The following is a 22,574-nucleotide window of genomic DNA, read 5'->3' as shown; positions in this document are numbered from 1 at the left end:
CCAATCGAGCTAATTGTTGGTGAATCCCACGAGCAATCCACCGGTGATTTTGACGCTCAGATTGTACAAAACAGCGAAGATCGCACCGAGTGCGGTAATCACGACAGTGTTCAGAACCGCAACGACGACGGCAAAACCCATCACGTTGCCGATCGACAAGAAGTCCTTCAGATCCGCCGAGCTGCCGGCGATGTCCGTGTACAGGGCGTTTGCCTTGTCGAACAGACCTGTCTGGTTCAGCACGGTGAAGATCAAGAACGTAGCGACAATTGTCACCACAGCCAGGCAGATAGCTACCAGGAACGACAACTTGACGCTCGACCAAAAGTCGATGTAGACCAACTTCAGGCGAACCTGCTTAGTCGGTTTCGAACGAGTTGACTTCTTGGCAAGTTTCTCTGCGACGCTACTCATCTACGGTCTCAACTTTCTCCGAATCACCCTCTGCAGCGCCGTCGACTTCTTCGGGCACCAGATTGCGTTCGGTGTTTTTTGCGATGGCGATGATCCTGTCAGTATCCGCAAACTTTGCGAAGACCACGCCCATTGTGTCGCGGCCCTTTGCGGGCACTTCGGCGACGTCAGAGCGTACCACCTTGCCGCTGGCAAGGACCACCAGGACTTCGTCCTCTTCGTCGACGATCAGTGAGCCGACCAGGTCGCCCCGATCCTCGTTCAGCTTGGCGACCTTGATGCCCAAACCGCCACGATTTTGCAGGCGGTACTGGTCGGCCGAGGTGCGCTTGGCGTAGCCACCCTCAGTCACCACGAAAACGAATCCGTCTTCGGAGACGACGGAGGCGTCGAGCAAGTTGTCTTCGCCACGGAAGTGCATGCCGATCACACCAGACGTCGACCGTCCCATCGGCCGCAGCGCCTCATCCGACGCGGTGAACCGAATCGACATGCCCTTGCGGGAGACGAGCAGCAAGTCGGAATCCTGTTCGACGAGCAGCGCCGAAACGAGCTCGTCGCCCTCGCGCAGCTTGATCGCGATGATGCCGCCGGACCGGTTCGTGTCGTATTCGCTCAGCGATGTCTTCTTGATCAGGCCCTCACGGGTCGCCAGGGTGAGGTACTGGGCGACTTCGTAGTCACGGATGTCGAGAATCTGTGCGATCTCTTCACCCGGCTGCAGCGCGAGCAGGTTGGCGACGTGCTGGCCCTTGGCATCGCGGCCGGCCTCCTGCACTTCGTATGCCTTGGCGCGGTAGACACGGCCGGTGTTCGTGAAGAACAGCAGCCAGTGGTGGGTGGTGGTGACGAAGAAGTGCTCGACCACGTCATCGGCGCGCAACTGCGCACCCTTGACGCCCTTGCCGCCACGGTGCTGGTTGCGGTAGTTGTCGCTGCGCGTGCGCTTGATGTAGCCGCCGCGCGTGACGGTGACAACCATTTCCTCTTCAGGAATGAGGTCTTCGATCGACATATCGCCGTCGAAACCGAACATGATCTCGGTACGGCGGTCATCACCGTACTTGTCGGTGATCTCGGTGAGTTCTTCCCTGACGATCGTGCGCTGACGCTCGGGGCTCGCGAGGATCGCCTTGAACTCGGCGATCTGACGCTCGAGCTCGGCCGCCTGGTCGATGATCTTCTGACGCTCGAGAGCGGCCAGACGACGCAGCTGCATGGCGAGGATGGCATCCGCCTGAAGTTTGTCGACATCCAGCAGGGCCATCAGGCCTTCGCGGGCATCGTCAACCGTCGGCGAGCGACGAATCAATGCGATGACCTCGTCGAGGGCGTCGAGAGCCTTGAGGTAACCGCGCAGGATGTGGGCATCCGCTTCAGCCTTGTTCAGACGGAACTGGGTGCGCCGAACGATGACCTCGATCTGGTGCGTCACCCAGTGGCTGATGAAACCGTCCAGCGGCAACGTGCGCGGGATGCCATCGACGATGGCCAGCATGTTGGCGCCGAAGTTGTCCTGAAGCTGCGTGTGCTTGTAGAGGTTGTTCAGCACGACCTTGGCGACGGCATCGCGCTTGAGCACGATGACGAGGCGCTGACCGGTACGACCAGAGGTCTCGTCACGGATGTCGGCAATGCCGGCGACCTTGCCGTCCTTGACCAGATCGGCGATCTTGATCGCCAGGTTGTCGGGGTTGACCTGGTACGGCAGCTCGGTGATGACGAGGCAGGTGCGACCCTGCAGCTCTTCGATGCTGACGACGGCGCGCATCGTGATCGAGCCACGACCCGTGCGGTAGGCATCGTGGATACCCTTGGTGCCGAGAATCTGGGCGCCGGTCGGGAAGTCGGGTCCCTTGATGCGCAGCATCAGGGCCTCGAGAAGCTCCTCACGGTTCGCTTCGGGGTTCTCCAAGAACCACAGCGCACCGGCGGCCACCTCGCGCAGGTTGTGCGGCGGGATGTTCGTGGCCATACCGACGGCGATACCGACCGAGCCGTTGACCAGCAGGTTCGGGAAGCGGGCCGGGAGCACGGTCGGCTCGAGAGTACGGCCGTCGTAGTTGTCCTGAAAGTCGACGGTGTCTTCGTCGATGTCGCGCACCATCTCGAGGGCCAGGGGGGCCATCTTCGTTTCGGTGTATCGCGGGGCTGCGGCGCCGTCATTGCCGGGGGAACCGAAGTTTCCCTGACCGAGAGCGAGCGGGTAGCGCAGGCTCCACGGCTGCACCAAACGCACGAGGGCGTCGTAGATCGAGGAGTCACCGTGCGGGTGGAACTGACCCATCACGTCGCCGACGACGCGGGCGCACTTGGAGAACGCCTTGTCGGGGCGGTAGCCGCCGTCGAACATGGCGTAGATCACGCGGCGGTGCACCGGCTTGAGACCGTCACGTACGTCGGGCAGGGCTCGCCCGACGATGACGCTCATGGCGTAGTCGAGGTAGGAGCGCTGCATTTCGAGCTGCAGGTCGACCTGGTCGATCTTGCCGTGCTGCACGAGGTGAGCCGCTGCTGCGGCGTCGCTGGCCGCGGTATCGATGGTGTCGCCCGAGTTTTCGGGCGTCTCGTTAGATGTCAAGGAAGCGCACGTCCTTCGCGTTCTTTTGGATGAAGTTTCGGCGAGACTCTACGTCTTCGCCCATCAGGGTCGAGAAGATCTCATCTGCCGCGGCAGCGTCGTCAAGCGTGACCTGCAGCAGGGTGCGGCTTTCGGGAGCCATCGTGGTTTCCCACAGCTCCTTGTAGTCCATCTCACCGAGACCCTTGTAGCGCTGGATTCCGTTGTCCTTCGGGATGCGCTTGCCGGCGACAGCGCCATCGGCGAGCATCGCGTCGCGCTCCTTGTCGGAGTAAACGTACTGGTGCGGGGCATTCGACCACTTCAACCGGTACAGCGGCGGCTGTGCCAGGTAGACGTAGCCGAGGTCGATCAGCGGGCGCATGTAGCGGAACAGCAACGTGAGCAACAGGGTGGTGATGTGCTGACCGTCGACGTCGGCATCCGCCATCAGCACGATCTTGTGGTACCGCACCTTTTCAGGGTTGAAGTCCTCGCCGATACCGGCACCGAACGCGGTGATCATCGCCTGCACCTCGGCATTGCCGAGTGCGCGGTCGAGACGGGCCTTCTCGACGTTCAGGATCTTGCCGCGCAGCGGCAGGATGGCCTGGGTCTCTGGATTACGACCCTGCACGGCGGAACCGCCGGCCGAGTCACCCTCGACGATGAAAATTTCGGAGACCGACGGGTCTTTGCTCTGGCAGTCCTTGAGCTTGCCGGGCATACCGCCGCCCTCGAGCAGCCCCTTGCGACGCGCGGTTTCACGCGCCTTGCGGGCAGCCATGCGAGCCGTGGCAGCCTGGAGTGCCTTGCGGATGATCTCCTTGGCGGCCACCGGGTTGCGACCGAACCAGTCGGCGAGCTGGTCGCCGGCGACGCGCTGAACGAACGCCTTCGCCTCGGTGTTGCCGAGCTTGGTCTTCGTCTGACCCTCGAACTGCGGTTCGGCGAGCTTGATCGACACGACGGCGGTCAGGCCTTCGCGCACGTCATCGCCCGAGAGGTTGTCATCCTTTTCTTTCAGGATGCCCTTCTCCCTGGCGTACTTGTTCACCAGCGTGGTGAGCGCAGCACGGAAACCCTCTTCGTGGGTTCCACCCTCGTGGGTGTTGATGGTGTTCGCGTAGGTGTGAACGCTCTCGGTGTAGGCGGTCGTCCACTGCATGGCGACCTCGAGGGCGATTTTGCGCTCGGTGTCTTCCATCTCGAACGAGATGATCTCTTCGTTGACGAGGTCTGACTTGCGAGCGCGGTTCAGGTACTCGACGTAGTCGACGAGGCCCTGCTCGTACATGAACGAGTTGGTGAGCGGCTTGCCCTCGACGTCGAGCTGCTCGGGGCGCTCGTCGGTCAGGGTGAGGCGCAATCCCTTGTTCAAGAACGCCATCTGCTGAAAACGGGCGCGCAGCGTCTCGTAGTCGAAATCGATGGTTTCGAACGTCTCGGCGCTCGGCCAGAACGTGATGGTCGTGCCGGTCTCGCTCGATTCTTCGCCCTTTTCGAGCGGCGCGTTCGGCACACCGTGGGTGAAGCTCTGGCGCCAGACGTGTCCTTGACGGCGCACCTCGACCTCGAGGCGACTGGACAGGGCGTTGACCACCGAGCTGCCGACGCCGTGCAGGCCACCGGAGACGGCATAACCGCCGCCGCCGAATTTTCCGCCGGCGTGAAGCACGGTCAGAACAACTTCGACCGTCGAACGGCCTTCTGATTTGTGAATGTCGACGGGGATACCGCGACCGTTGTCGGCGACGCGCACGGCGCCATCCGCCAAGATCCGGATGTCGATGGTGTCGCAATACCCGGCCAACGCCTCGTCGACAGAGTTGTCGACGATCTCATACACCAAGTGATGGAGCCCGCGGGGACCGGTAGAACCGATGTACATTCCGGGTCGTTTGCGTACGGCTTCAAGTCCTTCGAGAACCTGGATTTCGTCTGCGCCGTATTCGTGTGCCGGCTCGGTCTGAGGTTCTACTGTCATCTGAAGATGGACTCCGCTCTGTCGCTCTGGCGACTCTTCAGTCTACCAAACCGGGCGAGTCCGCCGGGCCGAATCGCTGATCTGACGCGTTTTGTTGGCGAGGTTGACCGAATTTGTTTAGCTACCCGTAGGTATCGCGCGGACCCCGCCCTGGAATTGATCTGGGGCCCTTTTTCCAGGAAGGGGCGTTGGGTCCCTGAAAGCGGATTGACTGGATGCCGGCATCCGGGTAGCGGGTGGCGATATGAGTCATGATTTCGACACGCATCAAGCGCAGCTGAGTCGCCCAGGCCGTCGACTCACAATGCACGGTGAGGATTCCCTCGTCGATGCCAGCCGGACGCGAATGTTTGGCCGTCTCTTCTCCGGCGAGCTCCGCCCAAGACTCCAACAGTTCTGATTGGGCAAGTGACGAGTTCCACCCCAATTGCACAGTCAGCGAGTTGATCGTGTCGCCGAGGCCCCGCGGGTCGCGGCCGACGCCGAAGGGAACACTCGACCCTGCCGTGTCCTTCGTGCGTTTTCTGCCCGACGAACGCCGCGCGTAAGGGTCGCCGAACACGTCTTTGAACCGCGAATAGACACGGGATGCCTCGCTTGGCTCAGCCATTGACGACCTCCCCCGCTTCGATATGCACCGTATGCGCGGCCAAGGATTCCGGCACGTCTTCCAGCACGGCTGCGGTGATCAGCACCTGTTCGAACCCCACAACGGCGTCGGCCAACCGGCGTCGACGGGACTGATCGAGCTCGGCGAACACGTCGTCGAGAATGAGTACCGGGTCGCCACTGGCCGAATCCCGGCGCAGCAGCTCGGCCGAGGCAAGTTTCAAGGCCAGCGCGAACGACCAGGATTCGCCGTGGCTCGCATACCCTTTCGCCGGCAAAGCATTCAGCATGAAGACCAGGTCGTCCCGGTGTGGGCCGGCCAACGTCAATCCACGCTCGAGTTCTTTGCGGCGCAGTTCGACCAGTGCGGTGCGAAAGACATCGGCGGTGCTTGAGCCGGCGACGGGCGCTGCGATGGTGATCCCGGCGCTCGAGGTTGTCGAGGCCCCCGCTGCACCGGACTCGACATCGTCATCCGTCCCACCCAAAATGCTCAGTGACGAGACCAATGCCGGACCGTGATCTTCGCCGGCCACCGCGTGATAGGCCGTCTTCAACGGATCGCCGAGCAGCCGCACCAGCTCGGCCCGCTCATCGATGATCTCGCTGCCGAGCGCAACGAGCCGTTCGTCCCACAAGTCGAGGGTGTTCAGCTGAGTGCCGCGCGCACCCGATGCGCGCGCCGACTTCAACAGGGTGTTTCGTTGCTTCAGAACCCGGTCGTAGTCAGCCAAAACACCGGCCAGGCGCGGGGTGCGCAGGATCAAGAGCTGGTCGAGAAAACGACGGCGCACCGACGGGTCGCCGCGCACGAGAGCAAGATCTTCGGGTGCGAAAAGCACGCTGGAAAAGTAGCGCGGGAGGTCACGCATCCGAATGACCGACCGGTTCACCTGGCCGCGATTCGCTCCGGTGCGGTTCAGCTGCACTTCAGCCAGAATCTCGCGACCGTTGTACTCCAGCGTCGCGCGGATGATCGCCGCATCCAGGCCGGCCCTGATCATCGCTTTGTCATTGGAGACCCGGTGCGAACCGAGCGTGCTCAGATAGCCGAGGGCCTCAACGAGATTGGTTTTTCCCTGGCCGTTGCGCCCGACGATGAGGTTCGAGCCCGGAGCGAACGGCACATCGGCTTGGCGGTAATTACGAAAGTCGGTCAGAGACAGGTGGGTGACACGCACTCCTGGTCAGTCTGCCTTTTTCACAGTGTGGCCACCGAACTGATTGCGCAAGGCTGCCACGGCCTTCATCGCCGGCGAGTCGTCCTGGCGTGAAACAAAGCGCGCAAAGATCGAGGCGCTGATCGTCGGTACCGGAACGGCGTTGGCGAGAGCTTCCTCGATTGTCCACCGGCCTTCGCCGGAATCTTCGACAAAACCTTCGATGTCTTCGAACTCGGGATCTTGTTCAAGCGCACGCACGAGCAGTTCGAGCAACCAGGAGCGCACCACAGTGCCGCGCTGCCACGCCTTGAAGATTCCGGGGACATCGGTGACGAGGTCGCTGCGCTTATCGAGGAGCTCGTAGCCCTCCGCATAGGCCTGCATCAACGCATATTCGATGCCGTTGTGCACCATCTTCGCGTAGTGGCCTGCGCCAACTTCGCCGGCGTGCACGAAACCCTCTTCGCGCGGGCCTTCGGGCCGCAGCGCGTCGAAAACCGGCATTGCCCGCTCGACCTGATCGGCTTTTCCGCCCACCATCAGGCCATATCCGTTGGCCAGTCCCCAGATCCCGCCCGAAACGCCGGCATCGACGAAGTTGATGCCCTTCGTTTCCAGCAGCGCTGCGTGCTTGAAATCCTCGGTGAACCGGGAGTTGCCGCCGTCGATGACGAGGTCTCCGGTTTCGAGCTTCTCGGCGAGATCTTCGATCACTGAATCGGTGATCGCTCCCGAGGGAACCATGACCCAGACCAGGCGCGGCGCCGGCAGCACTGCCACCAGCTCGGCAGTCGATGCGACGTCGGTCAGGTCGGGGTTCTGGTCGAAACCGGTGACCTCGATTCCTGCGTTACGCAGGCGATCCCGCATGTTCGCACCCATTTTTCCGAGACCAATGATGCCGATATGCATGTGGTGATCCTTTCGGGAGAAATGAGGTGTGAAACGAGGTGAAACGGTTAGCGCAGCAGCAGGTTGGGCTGCAAGAGGTACTTGTAGCTGTCTGCTCCTGGCTCTTCGCGCGAGGTCTGGCTGGTGATGAGAACCGGCCCCGGCTTGTTCGGGTTCTCGGTCTTGGTGAACGAGATGCGCACGTATTCGGAATGCACCGCACCCAAACCGTCGAGCAGGAACTGCGGCTTGAGCGAGACAACCGTGTCAGTTCCGGTCAGGATGGCGTCGATTGCTTCAGAAGCCTGGGCTTGTTCCGAACCGATCGCCTCAAGTGTCAGGCCTTCAGACGTGAAGGTGAACCGGAGTGCAGCCTCACGTTCGAGCACGAGCTGCACGCGACGGGTGGCCTCGATGAGGTCAGCGGTGTTCATCACCGCGTAGTTGTCGACCGTCTCGGGGAACAACCGACGTACAGGCGGAAAATTGCCCTTGATCAGCAAAGACGTCACTGTCTTTTTGTCAGCGGTGAAGGCGATGAGCTCGCGATCGTCAGTGTTTGTGATCGCGACCGAGATCGTTCCGCTGTGGCCGAAGGTCTTGCCGACTTCTTGCAATGTGCGGGCAGGAACGAGCGCGGTGATGGTCTCGGCGTTGCTGTTGCTGCCCGAATCCCAATTGATTTCGCGCACGGCGACACGGTAACGGTCGGTGGCGACAAGCCCGAGGCTGTTTTCAGAGACCTCGAGCTGCACGCCGGTGATCACAGGCGTGACGTCATCACGGGAAGCCGCGACGGCAACTTGCGCGATGGCCGCAGCAAATTCCTCGGCGGGAACCAAACCGGATTCCGTGTTGACCTGCGGGATGCTCGGGTATTCCTCGACAGGCATTGACAGCAGGGTGAAGCTCGCTGAACCACATTTGACAGTGATTCGGGTGTCGTCTGTCGAGAAACGCACGGGTGCGTTCGGCATTCGGCTGGCGATTTCCGCCAAAAGCCGGCCGGAGACGAGCACCTTTCCGGTTTCTTCAACATCCGCTGCGATCTCAGTCTGAGCTGAAACTTCGTAGTCGAATGACGACAAGATCAAGCCGTTTTCGGTCGCCTCAATCAGCACACCGCTCAGGATGGGCAGGGTCGTGCGTTGAGGGAGGAGCTTGACAGCGAAAGACACAGCTTCGCTGAAGACATCCCGATTGGCTTGAAATCTCACGAATTCACTCCTGTCGATGGGAGGCGGTTGATGCTGGCCTCAATGCTAGTCGTCTTCGAGTTCTGCCCGGCGACCCGGCCCTTCGGCCGGTCAAGGTTGTCGAATGACAGAAATCTTAAATTAATTGTTAATGGTCTTAACCGGTGTGGAAACTGTGGATAACTTGTCATTCGTCAATCAGTCATTGGGAACTACAACCTTGTGAGTTGTGGGGAGCCTGTGGGATTTTGTGTAACTCACTATCGAGACCGAATGACAAGAATTGTGAGTTTTCACATGCGCCCGTCGAGTTTCAACAGTTGCAGCCCAGTTGTTCATTAACTTTCCACAGAGTTATCCACAGGTGTGTAAAGAAAAAAATTTTCTTAACCCGAAGGGTTAGATCACTTGTAGCGGTGGTTCTGCTTGATTCGGTTGGTCAACTCGGTCACCTGGTTGTAGATCGAGCGACGCTCTTTCATCAATTCGCTGATCTTCTTGTTCGCGTACATCACGGTGGTGTGATCCCGGTTGCCGAAGAGCTGCCCAATTTTCGGGAGAGAGAGGTTCGTCAGTTCCCGGCAGAGGTACATGGCGATCTGACGGGCTGTCGCGACCGCCTGGGAGCGGGATGAGCCGTAGAGATCGTCGACAGTGAGCTTGAAGTAGTCGGCGGTGTTGGTGATGATGTCGACCGGCGCAATGACGTTGTCTTCGTCGAGCGTGATGAGGTCCTTCAGCACGGTCTGAACCAGATCCATGTCGACCACGGTGCGGTTGAGGCTGGCGAAGGCGGTCACCCGGATCAGGGTTCCCTCAAGCTCACGAATGTTCGAGGAGACCTTGGTCGCCATGAATTCGAGGATGTCGTGGGGAACCTGCAGCTTCTCGCTCTGCGCCTTCTTGCGCAGAATCGCGATGCGGGTCTCGAGGTCGGGTGCCTGGACATCCGTGATGAGACCCCACTCGAACCGCGAACGCATCCGGTCTTCGAACCCGGTCAGTGCCTTCGGCGGCAGGTCGCTGGTGATGACCACCTGCTTGTTGTGGTCGTGCAGGGTGTTGAAGGTGTGGAAGAACGCCTCCTGCGTCTCCGCCTTGCCCTGCAAGAACTGGATGTCGTCGATCATCAAGATGTCGATGTTGCGGTAGCGCGACTGGAACAGCGAACCCCGGTTGTTGGCGATCGAGTTGATGAAGTCGTTGGTGAACTCTTCAGAACTGACGTACCGAACCCGGATTCCGGGGTACAGGCTCATCGCGTAGTGCCCGATGGCGTGCAGAAGGTGAGTCTTGCCGAGACCAGACGACCCATAGATGAACAGCGGGTTGTAGGCCTTGGCCGGAGCTTCGGCCACGGCGACGGCCGCGGCATGGGCGAATCGGTTGGACTGCCCGATGACGAAGTTGTCGAAACTGTACTTGGCGTTCAGTCGGGTGTCGTGGGGGCGTTCCTGCGGAGCGCTTTCGAACACGGACTGCGGAGTCGCCGGCGTTTCAACGTCCGGAATCGGAATTTCCTCGTGAACCGGGCGCAGTGATTCCTGCTCGAGTTCCGGGTTCACGACCACATAGAACGTCGAAACGGCGGTGGTTTCGTCGAGCTGCCCCATTGCAGCAAGAAGCGGAACACGCATCCGTTGGTTGAGCATGCTTGCCGTGAATTCGTTGGGAACCTCCAGATAGAAGGTTCCGGCGGCGATTCCCTTGGGTTCGACCAGGTTCAAGAATCCGTACAACATCGGGGTGATGGTGTCGTCGGACTCCAAAGTGGTCAGGACTGCCTGCCACGTATCCGCGATCGGTTGTTCCCCGTCTGCCATGGTTCTCCACAATCTGTATTTTTTCTGCCGCCCGTGAGCGCGGGTCGAGCCCGTTGTGCCGAAATTGGCCGCTCTGCTGAGGCTCAGTCAAAGTATTCACAAAGTTATCCACTGCCTGTGGGTAAATCCGGTACAACTCACAGGTTCCGTACAAAAACCTGTGGATAACTCGTGATCACGGTAGTCAATTCCGTGGTTCTGGATCAAGCTCACCCTAGTTTTCTCGGCGTGTCACTGCGAGGGTTGCAGCGATTATTGTGGAGAATTCCGCGTTTGAACCTCCCGGGTTTGACCATTACTACGCCAGGCCGTAGTTTTAATCAGTTGACCTCAGCCCGTGGGCTGCCCAATTTTCTTTCCCGGCCGGTGTTTGGCATGCGGAAATTCAAGACGTGGAGAACGAATTATGAGCAAGAGAACCTTCCAGCCGAACAACCGCCGCCGCGCCAAGGTGCACGGCTTCCGTCTGCGCATGCGTACCCGCGCCGGCCGTGCAATCCTCGGTGCTCGCCGTCGCAAGGGTCGCACCGAACTCTCCGCCTAAGTACTCCGGTGCTCGCGCAGACCAATCGGATCACGAGTGGGAGCGACTACAAAGCAGTCGTTCGCCGGGGTTCACGCGTTGTTGGTCCCCATTTGGTGACCTACATTCGTGCGAATCCTGACGCCACTCCTCCGCGGTTTGGCTTCATCGTCGCGAAGAATGTGGGTAATGCAGTGAATCGCAACCTCATTCGCCGGCGTTTGAAAGCTGCGAGCTACGAATTGTTGTCGGCGGTGCGCCCGGGAACGGATGTCGTCATCCGGGCGCTGCCGTCGGCGAACGCGGCGACGTGGTCCGCTTTGCACACCGAACTTTCGGCTGCATTGCACAAGGGCAATTCTCGGTAAGTGGTGACGCACGAGAGATGAACAGAATCCTGTCGACGCTCTGGCTCCTCCCCCGCAATGCGGGAGTGGTGCTTCTTCGCGTCTACCGAGCTGTGATCTCTCCGCTTTACGGCGATGTCTGCCGGTACTATCCGTCGTGTTCGGCCTACGCTTTAGGCGCAGTGCAGGAACACGGGTTGGTGGTCGGTTCGGCGTTGGCTGCTCGTCGGCTGGCCCGGTGTCATCCGTGGGCGGAAGGCGGAATCGATGACGTTCCGTTGAAACGCACGCGTCGCTATGAAGTGACGCGATTTGGTTTTGTCGTCGCACCAAGCCATGGAAAGGGCTGACCCGAAGTATGGACATCATTGGAACGATTCTCTGGCCGCTGAAGTGGGCGGTTGAGGCTCTTCTCGTTGCCTTCCACTGGCTGTTCACGGCCATTGGAATGGACTACAACGCCGGTATCACCTGGGTGCTGTCCATCGTCGGTCTGGTCCTGGTGGTTCGTGCCGCCCTGATCCCGATCTTCGTTCGGCAGATCAAGAGCCAGCGCAAGATGCTTGAGGTTGCCCCGCAACTCAAGAAGATCCAAGACAAGTACAAGGGCAAGAAAGACCAGTTCTCGCGCGAGGCAATGTCCCGCGAGACCATGGAACTCTACAAGCGCACGGGAACCAACCCGCTGAGCTCGTGCCTCCCCCTGCTTTTGCAGATGCCGATCTTCTTCGCCCTGTTCTCGGTGTTGAACGACGCCCAGCACGGCAAGGGCGGCGTCGGCCCGTTGAACGTGGAACTGTCGAACAGCTTCGCGAACGCGGAGCTCTTCGGCGCCCCGTTGAAGGATTCCTTCGCCTCGCAGTGGACGTTGATGACCGCAGGGATGCCGTTCAACGCCGAGGTCATGTGGATCGCGGCCACGATGGTCATCCTGATGACCGCCTCGCAGTTCATCACCCAGCTGCAGATCGTCTCCAAGAACATGTCGCCGGAGACCAAGGCGAGCCCCATGTTCAAGCAGCAGCGCATCATGCTCTACTTGCTCCCCCTCGTCTTCGCCTTCTCCGGTGTCGCATTCCCGCTCGGCGTCATGTTCTACTGGCTCACCTCGAACATCTGGACCATGGCCCAGCAGTTCCTCGTCATCCGTAACATGCCCACTCCCGGCAGCGAAGCAGCAAAGGCCCGCGAAGAACGTCTCGCTCGCAAGGGCAAGCTCATCGCCAAAGACGGCGATGTGATCGTGGTCGAGGAGCCCAAGAAGCCGGCGCAGCGTCAGCAGCCGGTGGGCAAGACTCGTGCGAAGAAACAAACCGGGCCAAAGAAGTAGAAGGCGAAGATCCCCGTGACTGAGAACCTTGACCTGATTGACACGGATGCCGCCGCTGTAGAGACGGCGCCGGCTCACGATGATGCCGCCGTTGCGACCAGCAGCGAAGCACCCACCCTCGACCAGCTTGAGCGTGAGGGCGACATCGCCGCCGACTACATCGAGGAGTTCCTCGACATCTGCGACCTCGATGGCGACATCGACATCGACGCCCGCAACGGCCGTGCCTACCTGTCCGTGAATGCGACGGAGGCCGCGAACCTGCGTCTGCTCTCCAAGCCGGAGACCGTGACTGCCTTGCAGGAGCTGACCCGTCTCGCCGTGCAGAACCAGACCGGCTCGTTCTCCCGCCTCATCCTCGACATCGGCGGATCACGCGATGCGCGCGAAGCCGAACTGCAGAGCCTCGTCGCTCACGCGATCGAGCGCATTGAGGCCGGAGCCTCCGCGGCCGACCTGCCGGCCATGTCGTCCTACGAGCGCAAGCTGGTTCACGACATCGTCTCCGCGCGTGGCTATGTGTCCGAGTCGCAGGGCGAAGGCCGCGACCGTCACACCGTCATCACCGCGTCCTAGTTTCACGTGAAACGATGACCGATCTTCTTGAGGCTGAACCCGCCGCTGCGGCCGTACTTTTCGGTGAGCAGTTGCCGGTCGCCCGCGCCTTCACTCAGAATCTCGCCGACCAGGGCGAGGAACTCGGGCTGATCGGACCACTGGAACTCCCCCGACTCTGGAGCCGGCACATCCTGAACTGCGCGATTGTCGCGCCGCTGCTTCGTCCGGGTCTTGTCGGTGACGTCGGTTCGGGCGCCGGTTTGCCCGGGCTCGTTCTGGCGATTGCGCGCCCCGACGTCTCGTTCGTGCTCATCGAGCCGATGGAGCGCCGGGTCGCCTGGCTCAACGATCAGGTCGCCGCTCTTGCCCTCCCCAACGTGAAAGTCAATCGGGCCCGGGCCGAAGATGTGCGTTTGACGCAGCCGTTCGACCAGGTGACCGCGCGTGCGGTGAGCGCATTCCGCACCCTCATCCCGCTGACCGCTCCCCTGCTTCGTCCGGGCGGAGAGCTCGTGCTGATGAAGGGCGCCGGTGCGCAGGCTGAGGTTGAAGCCGCGGCCAAGGCGATTCGCAAGTATCGGTTGACCGATGTCGAGGTAATTACGCTCGGTGAGGGCGTGCTGCAGGATGTCACGCGAGTCATTAGGGCTACAGTAGATTAGTCCCCGGATTCCTCCGCCTGCCCCGGCTGGAGTGCCATCCGAATGCTTTTTCGGGTGGCCAATCGACCGTCACAACGCAAAGGTTTCACGTGAAACATCCTGGTGAAGACCAGCACAGCAGTAGCAGCGCTTCGGTATTCGATGGGGCCACTCCCCTGGCCCGCGAGATTGCCGATCTGACGCGTCGCCGGCAGGCCATCGCATCCGAACGCCTGCCGAAGCCTGAAAAGACGCGGGTTCTGACGATCTCCAACCAGAAGGGCGGCGTCGGTAAGACCACGACGGCCGTGAACATCGCTGCGGCTCTCGCCCGTCAGGGCGCCCGCGTACTGGTGATCGACCTGGACCCGCAGGGCAACGCCTCCACCGCGTTGGGTGTCGACCACCGCGCCGACACGGCCAGCGTCTACGACGTCATCGTCAATGATCTTCCCCTCGGTGATGCCGTGCAGAAGAGCCCCGAATTCGGCGCCCTCTACTGTGTGCCGGCCACGATTCACCTGGCCGGAGCCGAGATTGAGCTTGTCTCTCTCGTCGCCCGCGAGCAGCGCCTCCGCCGCGCTCTTGACCTCTACATGCAGGGTCTTGAGGAGCCGTTCGACTACGTCTTCATCGATTGCCCGCCGTCACTCGGTCTGCTCACGATCAACGCTTTCGTCGCTGCTCGTGAAGTACTGATCCCGATTCAATGCGAGTACTACGCGCTCGAGGGGCTGAGCCAGCTGCTCAAGAACATCGAGCTGATCGAGAAGCACCTGAACCCCGACCTCTCGGTCTCGACGATTCTGCTCACGATGTACGACAGCCGCACCAACTTGGCGAACCAAGTGGCGCAGGATGTGCGTGATCACTTCCCCAAGCAGGTTCTGAAGACCCTGATTCCGCGTTCTGTGCGCGTTTCTGAGGCGCCGAGCTACGGACAGAGCGTCATCAGCTACGATTTGAACTCAGCAGGATCGCTCTCCTACCTCGAAGCAGCGGCAGAGATCGCCCGTCGGGGCGCACCACAGACAGGATCACAGCGCTAATGGCGAAACGGACTGGCCTCGGCCGTGGAATAGGCGCACTGATTCCGATGCAGGACGACGCAAAGCCTGCGCGTCCGGTCGACGTATTCTTTCCACAGTCCGGCCCGGCTGATGCCCCGCGCGTGAATAAGCGGGAGGTTGACTACCCCGACGAGTTGTTGGCCGTACCGGGGGCCCGCCTGGCGCACCTGAACCCCGCCGACATCATTCCGAACGCGCAGCAGCCCCGCACCGTGTTCAACGAGGCCGACCTCGCTGAGCTGGTGCACAGCATCCGCGAGATCGGCGTGCTTCAGCCGATCGTCGTGCGTCCGCACCCCGATCGTGTCGGTAAGTACGAACTGGTTATGGGTGAGCGTCGTCTGCGCGCTACCCGTGAGGTCGGGCTGGACAGCATTCCAGCGGTTGTGCGCGACACCGCCGACGTCGACATGCTGCGCGACGCTCTGCTCGAGAACCTGCACCGCGCCCAGCTCAACCCGCTCGAAGAAGCGTCGGCGTACCAGCAGTTGCTGTCTGACTTTGGGATCACTCAAGACCAGCTCGCGTCGAAAATTGGCCGGTCACGGCCACAAATTACCAATACTTTGCGTCTGCTCAAGCTTCCGGAATCGGTTCAACTGCGCGTTGCCGCCGGTGTCTTGAGCGCCGGTCACGCCCGGGCGATCCTCTCGGTTTCTGACCGCGAAGGCATGCTCAAGCTGGCCGACAAGATCGTGAACGAAGACCTGTCTGTGCGTGCGGCTGAGGCTGCAGCTGCGATGTCGACACCGCAGGAACCGGTCGCTCCGAAGCCGGCACCGGGTGGACGCCAAGGCCAGCTCAACGAGATCGCTGAGCGCCTGGGCGACCGTCTCGACACCCGGGTCAAAATCAAATTGAGTGCACGTAAGGGGCAGGTCACTGTCGATTTCGCCACAATCGGTGACCTGAATCGCATCCTCGGGATTCTGGGCGAGCCTGGTTTCGGCTCAAACTAAACCACTCCCCCACTCCTTCGGGCGCATGTTTCACGTGAAACATGCGCCCTTTGCGTTGGTCCGTTGATCGGGCGTGTCGAGATCAGAGTTGTTCACACTGATCTCCTGCTCTCTCGCCACCTGCTCCCCCACTTTGCCCGATCCCTGTTCACATACTCTCTTCGTCGCATTTCGCTCCCGTAAGGATCGACTATCGATGATTCGTTGATCGAGCTTGTCGAGATCCAGTCTCTTGCGAGGCATCACTTCGACCTCGCCACCGTGGGGGTGCCCCACCTCAGCGATCACCGTCGCCATGCCGCGCGGTTCTCGCGAGTGAATTCTCCATTTTCGAGTCGTCAGGATTCAACAGGAGCAAATTCTCCGACGATCTCGGCCGCACTGATCGGGATTTTGCGCGGAGACCGCTTCGCGCTAGAAAGGCCTGATGAGAGCTGGTTTCTGTTGCAACTAACGAAACTCTCACGAGAAGGCGTCTTTTCGTCGGATTCGGCCCACGTGATGAGTTCGGAACGCGAATGGAGCAGGCCGGCGCGAGTTGCTCGAAGGCACCTCCGGCGGCAGGCGAGTTTGAATGGGACCTTTAGTTCGATCGAACGATCGGCCTGAGGCGCGTTCGAGGCGTGCTCGAGGCGTGCTCGAAGAGCGATGTGAGCTCAAGTTGGGCATGTGTGGGTTGCCGAAGAGTTTCGAATTTGGGTGGCGTACTGGCTCTATGCACCACGCTTGCATCGAGTTGAATGCAGAGTTCGGCGTCGAATTTCATGCTCTCGCCGTTGGGACGCCGGTTGAAATTCACGCGCATCTGCATGCTTTCAGTCGGCGCCGGATCTGTTCGGGATCGGGGTGTGTGGACCGTTTGGTGTGCTTTTTGGGCGGTGTTGCAAGCGCTGGAATTCCAAGTCTCTTGATAATCCCCGACAGCAGCGATGACGCGCTGTGGCAACAATCGGGATCAGTGCACCGAATGAGCTGCCGATTTCTGCTGCTGTTTGGGAGCCTTGACGAGCCTTCTTTGGCGCCAGATTTACTCCGCTACCGAGGTTGTTGACCGAAAGATTTCGCTCCTCGATTCTGCTCGAGACTGCCCCCGGTCGGACCAGCGCAGCCGCCCAACGCCCCCGATTTCGGTGGTCAACGCACTCCGATTGGGTGGTCAATGCACACCCGTTGGATGGTGAATCCGCCTCCGATTGATTTGCCAATCTTTCTCAATGGACTGAGAAATGATTCCTGCCCTCTCAAGAACCGACGTGTTTCACGTGAAACATTGACCTTGTGAAGAGATCAATCGATCGACCGACTGGCTCCCGATGCTCACCTTATGCAGCCCCTCTCGCTCAATTCAGGCTGCTTGTTTCAGCTATCCAGGTCGCCCTCCCGGCTCGGTTCGCACTCGGGACTGGCCCTCGGTCGAATCCACAGGCGGCGCGCGTGCCAGCATCCAAGATGGCTTTTCAGGGTTTCCAACACACCTCCGCTCTCGAACCTCGGCCGGCTGTTCGTCGCGATTCGGAGGAATGGGAGCAGTTGGACGAGGTGCTGATGTGGTCGCCAATCGGGTCTATCCGGTGATCGAATCAGTCGAGAATCGGACGCACTTGTTGAGCTGGAATGCCCGTGGCCGTCCTCCCCGGCCCCCACGGATATCCGCGATCGACCCGTAGGCGATCGACCGCGCGCGGCACCGCCGATATCGAGACTCAGTATTTCCCGCACCGTTGGTCGAGCTCGTCGAGACCCATAAAGCGCCGATCGCACCCCTCCCTAATCGACGCGCTTGCCACCACCTCCCGCTCGCCACCGCCACCTGTCTAGCGATAGCACCCCGCCGTAGTCGTAGCCGTAGCCGTAGCCGCCCTGGCGGGTCGACTGGCTTCGTGGCCGGATGTCTAGAACGGGTGTGGGGAGGAGTGTTGCGGCGTTCGCGTCCGAGTGAAGTACCGTGCCGTCGTTGATCCGCTGCCAGCGCTGTGGGATCGGCCAGGCGGACCTAGGCGAGAGGGAACTCTCACTTCGATATCTCTCAATCGCCCGACGCATCGGGGGCCCCTGCGGCCGGTATTGCGGCACGTCCTTGTGTTCAGGGCGCTCGATTGTCGACGTGCCACGATCGCACGCACGTGTCATGAGGACGCCCTTGATGGGGCGCGAGGTGCCTTGCCGCAGGCCTCACTTGGCGGAACTACGAGGGAATGGGAGAGCGTTTGACGTTCGGGCTCGTTACCGCCCGAGGGACTGCCGGGGGTGCTCGTCTCCTCGGCGGGGAGCATGGACATGCCAGCCCTCGAGTCTCGACGGGCTCGGGTCTCGCAAGCTCGACCAACGGATCTCGAGGGGCTCGGGTCTCGACAAGCTCCACCAACGGGTCTCGAGGGGCTCGGGTCTCGACAAGCTCGACCAACGGGTCTCGACGGGCTCGGGTCTCGACAAGCTCGACCAACGGGATCCGAAAACAACGAAGGCACATGTTTCACGTGAAACATGTGCCTTCGTTGAAAAGTGCGGGTGAGTCAGTTGCCCGCGATCGCCGCCCGCGCCAGTGCCAGATAGACCTCGCCGAGCGAGTGGCCCGACGCCTCGATCGACTGCGGAGCCAATGAAGTCTCAGTCAATCCGGGAAGCACGTTTGCCTCGAGGAACCACGCGGTTCCGTCAGCGTCGATGATCAGGTCCACCCGCGAAATGTGACGCAAGCCGAGCAGCGTGTGAATCGCCACCGCCGTCTCACTGACGAGAGCGGCAGTCTCCTCACTGATCCGCGCCGGCGTGTAGAAGAGGGTCTCCCCCGCGTTGTATCGAGCCTCGAAGCTGTAGACGCCACTGACTGGAACGATCTCGACGGCAGGCAACGCCACCGGTTCGTCGCCGCGGTCGATGACCGTCACGGCCACCTCAACGCCACTGATCTTTGCTTCGACGATCGCGGCATCTGCATACGTGTACGCGTTGACCATCGCCCGTGGCAGCGCGGATGCGTCGTCGACGATCGTGACGCCCTGGGCTGAACCGCCGACGGCCGGCTTGACGACGAGCGGCATGCCCAGCGCGCGAACGAGGTGATCGAGAACACTGCCGGCGCCCAAGTCGCGGAACGTCTCGGTTGAGAGTGCGATGCCGTGCGGGGTGGAGAATCCGGCCCGGCGCACGAGTTCCTTCGCCGTCGGCTTCGACCAGGCGAGTCCGGCTGACGGACCGCGTGAGCCGACCGTGGGAATGCCTGTGGTTTCCAGCAGCGACAGCAACGCGCCGTCCTCCCCCGTTGCACCGTGCAGCGCTGGCCAGATGACATCGGGGCGGTGGGCTTCGAGCCCGGCAAGCAGTCCGGCATCGGGGTCGAGCACGTGCACCGTGTGGCCGAGGCCGCTCAACGCGTCGGCGACGCGGCGACCCGACCGCAGCGAGACATCTCGCTCGTGCGAGATGCCGCCGGCGAGCACGACGATGTTGAGAACGGCGCTCTCAGCTGCGGCACGCTCTGCTGCGGCGCTGTCGAGAGGAGTGGAGTCAGTCATGATCAGGTTTCCCTTGCTCTGTTCTGGGCAGGTTCGCGAATGTTAGGAGATGTTGGGCGGCGGCGCACTGAACCGGCGGTTGTCCCGCACTGCATTCAGTGAGCCGGTGCCGGCGAAGGTGTCGAGCAAGTCGAGCTCGCCACGGATGACCGTGGCCAGGCGTCGGATGCCGACCCGGATGTTCTCGGGCGTGGGATAGCAGAACGACAGGCGCATGTTCTGGTGACCGTCGCCATCCGCGAAGAAGGCGGTGCCGGGCGTGTACGCGACCAGCTCCTTGACTGCTCGCGGCAGCATAGCCTTCGAGTCGAGGCGCTCGGGAAGAGTCACCCAGACGTAGAACCCGCCATTGGGGTTTGTCCAGCTGAGCTCGGGCAGGTACTCCTCGAGGGAGGAGATCATGGCATTCTTGCGCTCGTGGTACACGCCGCGGAAGGTGTTGATCTGACCCTTCCAATCGGCGCTCTTGAGGTACTCCGAGATAACCAGCTGACTGAACGAACTCGGCGAGAGAACGGCCGCCTCGTTGGCAAGCACGAGCTTCTCCCGGATGGCGTGGGGTGCAAGCGCCCAGCCGACCCGAAAACCGGGGGCGAGGGTCTTGGAGAACGTGCCGAGATAAACGACGCCGTCCTCGTCGAGCGAACGGATCGCATCCGGAGCGGCGCGATCGAAGTAGAGCAGACCATAGGGGTTGTCCTCGAGCACCAGGATGTCGTTCTCCTTGGCGATCTGCAGGATCTCGACGCGACGCTCCCAGCTCAGCGTCACGCCGGCCGGGTTGTGGAAGCTCGGGATCGTGTAGAGGAACTTGATGGTCTTGCCGGCCGCCCGAACGCGCGTGATGTGCTCGCGCAGGGCTTCGGGGATGAGGCCGTGCTCGTCCATCGGAACGTGCTGGACCTCAGCCTGGTACGACTTGAAGATCACCATCGCTGTGACGTAGCTGGGGCCCTCAGAGAGCACGACGTCACCCGGGTCCAGGAAAAGCTTGCTGACGAGCTCCAGGGCGTGCTGAGAGCCTGTGGTGACCACCACATCGTCGGCGTTGGCCTTGATTCCCTCGAGCGCCATCACCTCGAGGATCTGCTCGCGCAGTTCAGGAACACCTTGACCGGAGCCGTACTGCAGGGCGACGGCGCCCTGCTCACGCATGACGCGATCCATCGCGCCGATGACGAGATCCTGCGGGAGGGCGGCGACGAACGGCATTCCACCGGCGAGCGAGACGACCTCAGGCCGGGATGCCACGGCGAAGAGGGCGCGCACCTCGGAGGCACGCAGGCCCCCGGCTCGCTCGGCGTAGTGGGAGTACCACGGGTCGAGGTTATTACCGGCCTGGAGGGAGCCTTGTTCTGTCACGTCACTTCCGTTCTGGTGAGGGTTCAATCGTACGGTCTGATGCATGGCGGGCCGTCACTCCCCCGCTTCGCGGTACTCGCGCGTTAAGCACGAAAAACCCCGCCCGGCGTGAGCCGGACGGGGTCAGTGGCGTCAGTGAAAAGACGGCGACGGTCGGCTACGCGAGGTAGGCGGCCAGGTCGGCTTCGAGGGCAGGCTTCGGCTTGGCGCCGATGACGGTCTTGACGACCTCGCCCTTCTGGAACACCTTCATCGCCGGGATGGAGGTGATCTGGTACTTCGCAGCCAAAGCAGGGTTGTCATCGACGTTGAGCTTGACGATGTCGATCTTGTCGGAGTGCTCCAGAGCAATCTGGTCAAGGATCGGGCTGACAGCGCGGCAGGGGCCACACCATTCGGCCCAGAAGTAGACAAGAACTGTCTTCTCGTTGTTGATGACTTCCTGTTCGAAAGTCGCGTCGGTAACGGCGCGTGCGCTCATGTGGGGCTCCTTAGTTGGTAACGGTTGCGAGTTCGGATTCACTGGCCGCAGCCAGCAGGTCTTCGGGGAGTGACGCGAGGTAGTGCTCCGCGTCGAGTGCGGCGACAGTTCCGGATGCCGCGGCGGTGACGGCCTGACGGTAAGTCGGGTCGATCACATCACCGGCTGCGAACACACCGGTCTGGCTGGTCTTGGACGACCGTCCGGCCACGGCGATCGTGCCCTCGGAGGTGAGGTCCAGCTGGCCGTGAACGAGGTGCGTGCGCGGGTCGTTGCCGATCGCGACGAAGAGTCCACCGACCGGGAGTGCGCTCTCGGCGCCGGTCACGGTGTCGCGCAGAACCAAGCCGTCGACGGCATCCGCACCGGTGATGCCGGCAACTTCGGAGTTCCAGATGAACTCGATCTTCTCGTTGGCGAACGCACGCTCCTGCATGATCTTGGAGGCGCGCAGGGTGTCCTTGCGGTGGATGACGTACACCTTGCTGGCGAAACGGGTGAGGAACGTTGCCTCTTCCATCGCCGAGTCTCCGCCGCCGACAACCGCGATGACCTTCTCCTTGAAGAAGAATCCGTCGCAGGTGGCGCACCAGGAGACACCGTGACCCGACAGACGTTCTTCGTCGGGCAGGCCGAGCTTGCGGTAGGCCGAACCGGTCGCGAAGATCACGGCGAGGGCTTCGTGCTTTTCGCCGGAGCCGAGCGTGATGCTCTTGATCGGGCCGGTGAGGTCGAGCTCGATGACGTCGTCGTAGACGACCTCGGTGCCGAAACGCTCAGCCTGCTCCTGCATCTTCGTCATGAGCTCTGGACCCTGGATGCCCTCGGCAAAGCCGGGGAAGTTCTCGACGTCTGTCGTGTTCATCAGTTCGCCGCCGGCCTCAACCGAGCTGGCGATGAGAAGCGGTTTCAAGTTGGCACGAGCAGCATAGATCGCGGCGGTGTATCCGGCCGGGCCGGAGCCGATGATGATGATCTGGCGCACGCGCACACTCCTTGAGATTTGGGGACGAGGCCAGCGGAATCTGCCTCGTTGACCGGTACAACACATCCTAATCGGATGCTATTCCGAGCCTTCTGTTCCTCCCCCTCGGTACACAGGAGGTTCGGAGGCACGGCGCTGCCGGTTTGGTCGCCACCGCGAT

Annotated in this window: 21 protein-coding genes; 8 read left to right on the top strand and 13 right to left on the bottom strand. The window is 61.4% G+C overall.

What is annotated here, in order from left to right; genetic code table 11:
• Nucleotides 1-9 precede the first annotated feature (9 nt).
• The 8 genes from AC1DCF_RS05055 to dnaA all read right to left on the bottom strand — a co-directional run bounded on the left by AC1DCF_RS05055 (nucleotide 10) and on the right by dnaA (nucleotide 10,643).
• A complete protein-coding gene (locus AC1DCF_RS05055) occupies nucleotides 10-414 on the bottom strand; it encodes a DUF3566 domain-containing protein (RefSeq protein ID WP_441790703.1) in 405 nt (134 codons plus the stop codon).
• Complete coding sequence (gene gyrA, locus AC1DCF_RS05050) at nucleotides 407-2,956, bottom strand: DNA gyrase subunit A (protein ID WP_477210540.1); 2,550 nt, start codon at nucleotides 2,954-2,956, stop codon at nucleotides 407-409. Before gyrA ends, AC1DCF_RS05055 begins: the two co-directional genes overlap by 8 nt.
• A 28-nt stretch (nucleotides 2,957-2,984) precedes the next feature.
• Nucleotides 2,985-4,961 (bottom strand): DNA topoisomerase (ATP-hydrolyzing) subunit B, encoded by a 1,977-nt coding sequence (gene gyrB / locus AC1DCF_RS05045; protein WP_441790702.1) that lies wholly within the window; start codon nucleotides 4,959-4,961, stop codon nucleotides 2,985-2,987.
• A 121-nt stretch (nucleotides 4,962-5,082) separates the two neighbouring features.
• Nucleotides 5,083-5,571 carry a DciA family protein gene (locus tag AC1DCF_RS05040; protein WP_441790701.1) on the bottom strand — a complete coding sequence of 163 codons (489 nt, stop codon included), beginning with the start codon at nucleotides 5,569-5,571 and terminating at the stop codon, nucleotides 5,083-5,085.
• Nucleotides 5,564-6,751 (bottom strand): DNA replication/repair protein RecF, encoded by a 1,188-nt coding sequence (recF, locus tag AC1DCF_RS05035; RefSeq protein WP_441790700.1) that lies wholly within the window; start codon nucleotides 6,749-6,751, stop codon nucleotides 5,564-5,566. Before recF ends, AC1DCF_RS05040 begins: the two co-directional genes overlap by 8 nt.
• Before the next feature lie 6 nt (nucleotides 6,752-6,757).
• A complete protein-coding gene (gene gnd, locus AC1DCF_RS05030) occupies nucleotides 6,758-7,645 on the bottom strand; it encodes a phosphogluconate dehydrogenase (NAD(+)-dependent, decarboxylating) (protein ID WP_477210079.1) in 888 nt (295 codons plus the stop codon).
• A gap of 47 nt (nucleotides 7,646-7,692) precedes the next feature.
• On the bottom strand, nucleotides 7,693-8,841 hold the full coding sequence (gene dnaN / locus AC1DCF_RS05025) for a DNA polymerase III subunit beta (RefSeq protein WP_441790698.1): 1,149 nt from the start codon (nucleotides 8,839-8,841) through the stop codon (nucleotides 7,693-7,695).
• Between the two features lie 383 nt (nucleotides 8,842-9,224).
• On the bottom strand, nucleotides 9,225-10,643 hold the full coding sequence (dnaA, locus tag AC1DCF_RS05020; protein ID WP_441790697.1) for a chromosomal replication initiator protein DnaA: 1,419 nt from the start codon (nucleotides 10,641-10,643) through the stop codon (nucleotides 9,225-9,227).
• A gap of 406 nt (nucleotides 10,644-11,049) precedes the next feature.
• Here dnaA and rpmH point away from each other — a divergent pair, with 406 nt between their 5' ends.
• The 8 genes from rpmH (at nucleotide 11,050) to AC1DCF_RS04980 (ending at nucleotide 16,071) form a co-directional block, all read left to right on the top strand.
• Nucleotides 11,050-11,187: a 50S ribosomal protein L34 gene (rpmH, locus tag AC1DCF_RS05015; RefSeq protein WP_010204566.1), complete on the top strand. Its 138-nt coding sequence runs from the start codon at nucleotides 11,050-11,052 to the stop codon at nucleotides 11,185-11,187.
• Nucleotides 11,188-11,195: 8 nt separating this feature from the next.
• Nucleotides 11,196-11,534, top strand: coding sequence for a ribonuclease P protein component (gene rnpA, locus AC1DCF_RS05010; RefSeq protein WP_477210078.1), 339 nt, complete (start codon nucleotides 11,196-11,198; stop codon nucleotides 11,532-11,534).
• Between the two features lie 17 nt (nucleotides 11,535-11,551).
• A complete protein-coding gene (gene yidD / locus AC1DCF_RS05005) occupies nucleotides 11,552-11,863 on the top strand; it encodes a membrane protein insertion efficiency factor YidD (RefSeq protein WP_441790695.1) in 312 nt (103 codons plus the stop codon).
• An 8-nt stretch (nucleotides 11,864-11,871) separates the two neighbouring features.
• A complete protein-coding gene (yidC, locus tag AC1DCF_RS05000; protein ID WP_441790694.1) occupies nucleotides 11,872-12,843 on the top strand; it encodes a membrane protein insertase YidC in 972 nt (323 codons plus the stop codon).
• 33 nt (nucleotides 12,844-12,876) lie between these two features.
• On the top strand, nucleotides 12,877-13,419 hold the full coding sequence (locus AC1DCF_RS04995) for a Jag family protein (protein ID WP_441790761.1): 543 nt from the start codon (nucleotides 12,877-12,879) through the stop codon (nucleotides 13,417-13,419).
• A gap of 14 nt (nucleotides 13,420-13,433) precedes the next feature.
• The gene (rsmG, locus tag AC1DCF_RS04990; protein ID WP_441790693.1) at nucleotides 13,434-14,063 is read left to right on the top strand and encodes a 16S rRNA (guanine(527)-N(7))-methyltransferase RsmG; all 630 of its coding nucleotides are present in this window, start codon (nucleotides 13,434-13,436) and stop codon (nucleotides 14,061-14,063) included.
• An 89-nt stretch (nucleotides 14,064-14,152) separates the two neighbouring features.
• Nucleotides 14,153-15,091 (top strand): ParA family protein, encoded by a 939-nt coding sequence (locus AC1DCF_RS04985; protein WP_441790692.1) that lies wholly within the window; start codon nucleotides 14,153-14,155, stop codon nucleotides 15,089-15,091.
• Nucleotides 15,091-16,071, top strand: a complete 981-nt coding sequence (locus tag AC1DCF_RS04980) for a ParB/RepB/Spo0J family partition protein (RefSeq protein ID WP_477210077.1) — start codon at nucleotides 15,091-15,093, stop codon at nucleotides 16,069-16,071. Before AC1DCF_RS04985 ends, AC1DCF_RS04980 begins: the two co-directional genes overlap by 1 nt.
• Before the next feature lie 30 nt (nucleotides 16,072-16,101).
• On the opposite strand, the gene AC1DCF_RS04975 is transcribed toward AC1DCF_RS04980, so the two are convergent.
• The 5 genes from AC1DCF_RS04975 to trxB all read right to left on the bottom strand — a co-directional run bounded on the left by AC1DCF_RS04975 (nucleotide 16,102) and on the right by trxB (nucleotide 22,414).
• Nucleotides 16,102-16,368, bottom strand: a complete 267-nt coding sequence (locus AC1DCF_RS04975; RefSeq protein WP_477210076.1) for a hypothetical protein — start codon at nucleotides 16,366-16,368, stop codon at nucleotides 16,102-16,104.
• Nucleotides 16,369-18,584: 2,216 nt separating this feature from the next.
• Nucleotides 18,585-19,586, bottom strand: a complete 1,002-nt coding sequence (locus AC1DCF_RS04970) for a D-alanine--D-alanine ligase family protein (RefSeq protein WP_477210075.1) — start codon at nucleotides 19,584-19,586, stop codon at nucleotides 18,585-18,587.
• A gap of 42 nt (nucleotides 19,587-19,628) precedes the next feature.
• Entirely contained in the window at nucleotides 19,629-20,948 is a 1,320-nt protein-coding gene (locus AC1DCF_RS04965; protein ID WP_477210074.1) for an aminotransferase-like domain-containing protein, read from the bottom strand.
• A 157-nt stretch (nucleotides 20,949-21,105) separates the two neighbouring features.
• Nucleotides 21,106-21,429, bottom strand: coding sequence for a thioredoxin (gene trxA, locus AC1DCF_RS04960; RefSeq protein ID WP_477210073.1), 324 nt, complete (start codon nucleotides 21,427-21,429; stop codon nucleotides 21,106-21,108).
• 10 nt (nucleotides 21,430-21,439) lie between these two features.
• A complete protein-coding gene (trxB, locus tag AC1DCF_RS04955) occupies nucleotides 21,440-22,414 on the bottom strand; it encodes a thioredoxin-disulfide reductase (RefSeq protein WP_477210072.1) in 975 nt (324 codons plus the stop codon).
• Between the last annotated feature and the right edge of the window lie 160 nt (nucleotides 22,415-22,574).

The sequence above is a fragment of the Leifsonia sp. 10L418 genome (assembly GCF_056395445.1).
Note: the sequence above shows the minus strand (reverse complement) of the source record. Positions and strands in the feature narration are given on the sequence as shown.

Excerpts from the sequence above, each read along its gene's own strand:
- AC1DCF_RS04980 (WP_477210077.1), top strand. The coding sequence starts at position 15,091 with ATGGCGAAACGGACTGGCCTCGGCCGTGGAATAGGCGCACTGATTCCG.
- rpmH (WP_010204566.1), top strand. The coding sequence starts at position 11,050 with ATGAGCAAGAGAACCTTCCAGCCGAACAACCGCCGCCGCGCCAAGGTG.
- AC1DCF_RS05055 (WP_441790703.1), bottom strand. The coding sequence starts at position 414 with ATGAGTAGCGTCGCAGAGAAACTTGCCAAGAAGTCAACTCGTTCGAAA.
- AC1DCF_RS04970 (WP_477210075.1), bottom strand. The coding sequence starts at position 19,586 with ATGACTGACTCCACTCCTCTCGACAGCGCCGCAGCAGAGCGTGCCGCA.
- dnaA (WP_441790697.1), bottom strand. The coding sequence starts at position 10,643 with ATGGCAGACGGGGAACAACCGATCGCGGATACGTGGCAGGCAGTCCTG.
- trxA (WP_477210073.1), bottom strand. The coding sequence starts at position 21,429 with ATGAGCGCACGCGCCGTTACCGACGCGACTTTCGAACAGGAAGTCATC.
- yidC (WP_441790694.1), top strand. The coding sequence starts at position 11,872 with ATGGACATCATTGGAACGATTCTCTGGCCGCTGAAGTGGGCGGTTGAG.
- gyrB (WP_441790702.1), bottom strand. The coding sequence starts at position 4,961 with ATGACAGTAGAACCTCAGACCGAGCCGGCACACGAATACGGCGCAGAC.
- AC1DCF_RS04975 (WP_477210076.1), bottom strand. The coding sequence starts at position 16,368 with ATGGCGACGGTGATCGCTGAGGTGGGGCACCCCCACGGTGGCGAGGTC.
- AC1DCF_RS05040 (WP_441790701.1), bottom strand. The coding sequence starts at position 5,571 with ATGGCTGAGCCAAGCGAGGCATCCCGTGTCTATTCGCGGTTCAAAGAC.
- gnd (WP_477210079.1), bottom strand. The coding sequence starts at position 7,645 with ATGCATATCGGCATCATTGGTCTCGGAAAAATGGGTGCGAACATGCGG.
- rsmG (WP_441790693.1), top strand. The coding sequence starts at position 13,434 with ATGACCGATCTTCTTGAGGCTGAACCCGCCGCTGCGGCCGTACTTTTC.
- yidD (WP_441790695.1), top strand. The coding sequence starts at position 11,552 with ATGAACAGAATCCTGTCGACGCTCTGGCTCCTCCCCCGCAATGCGGGA.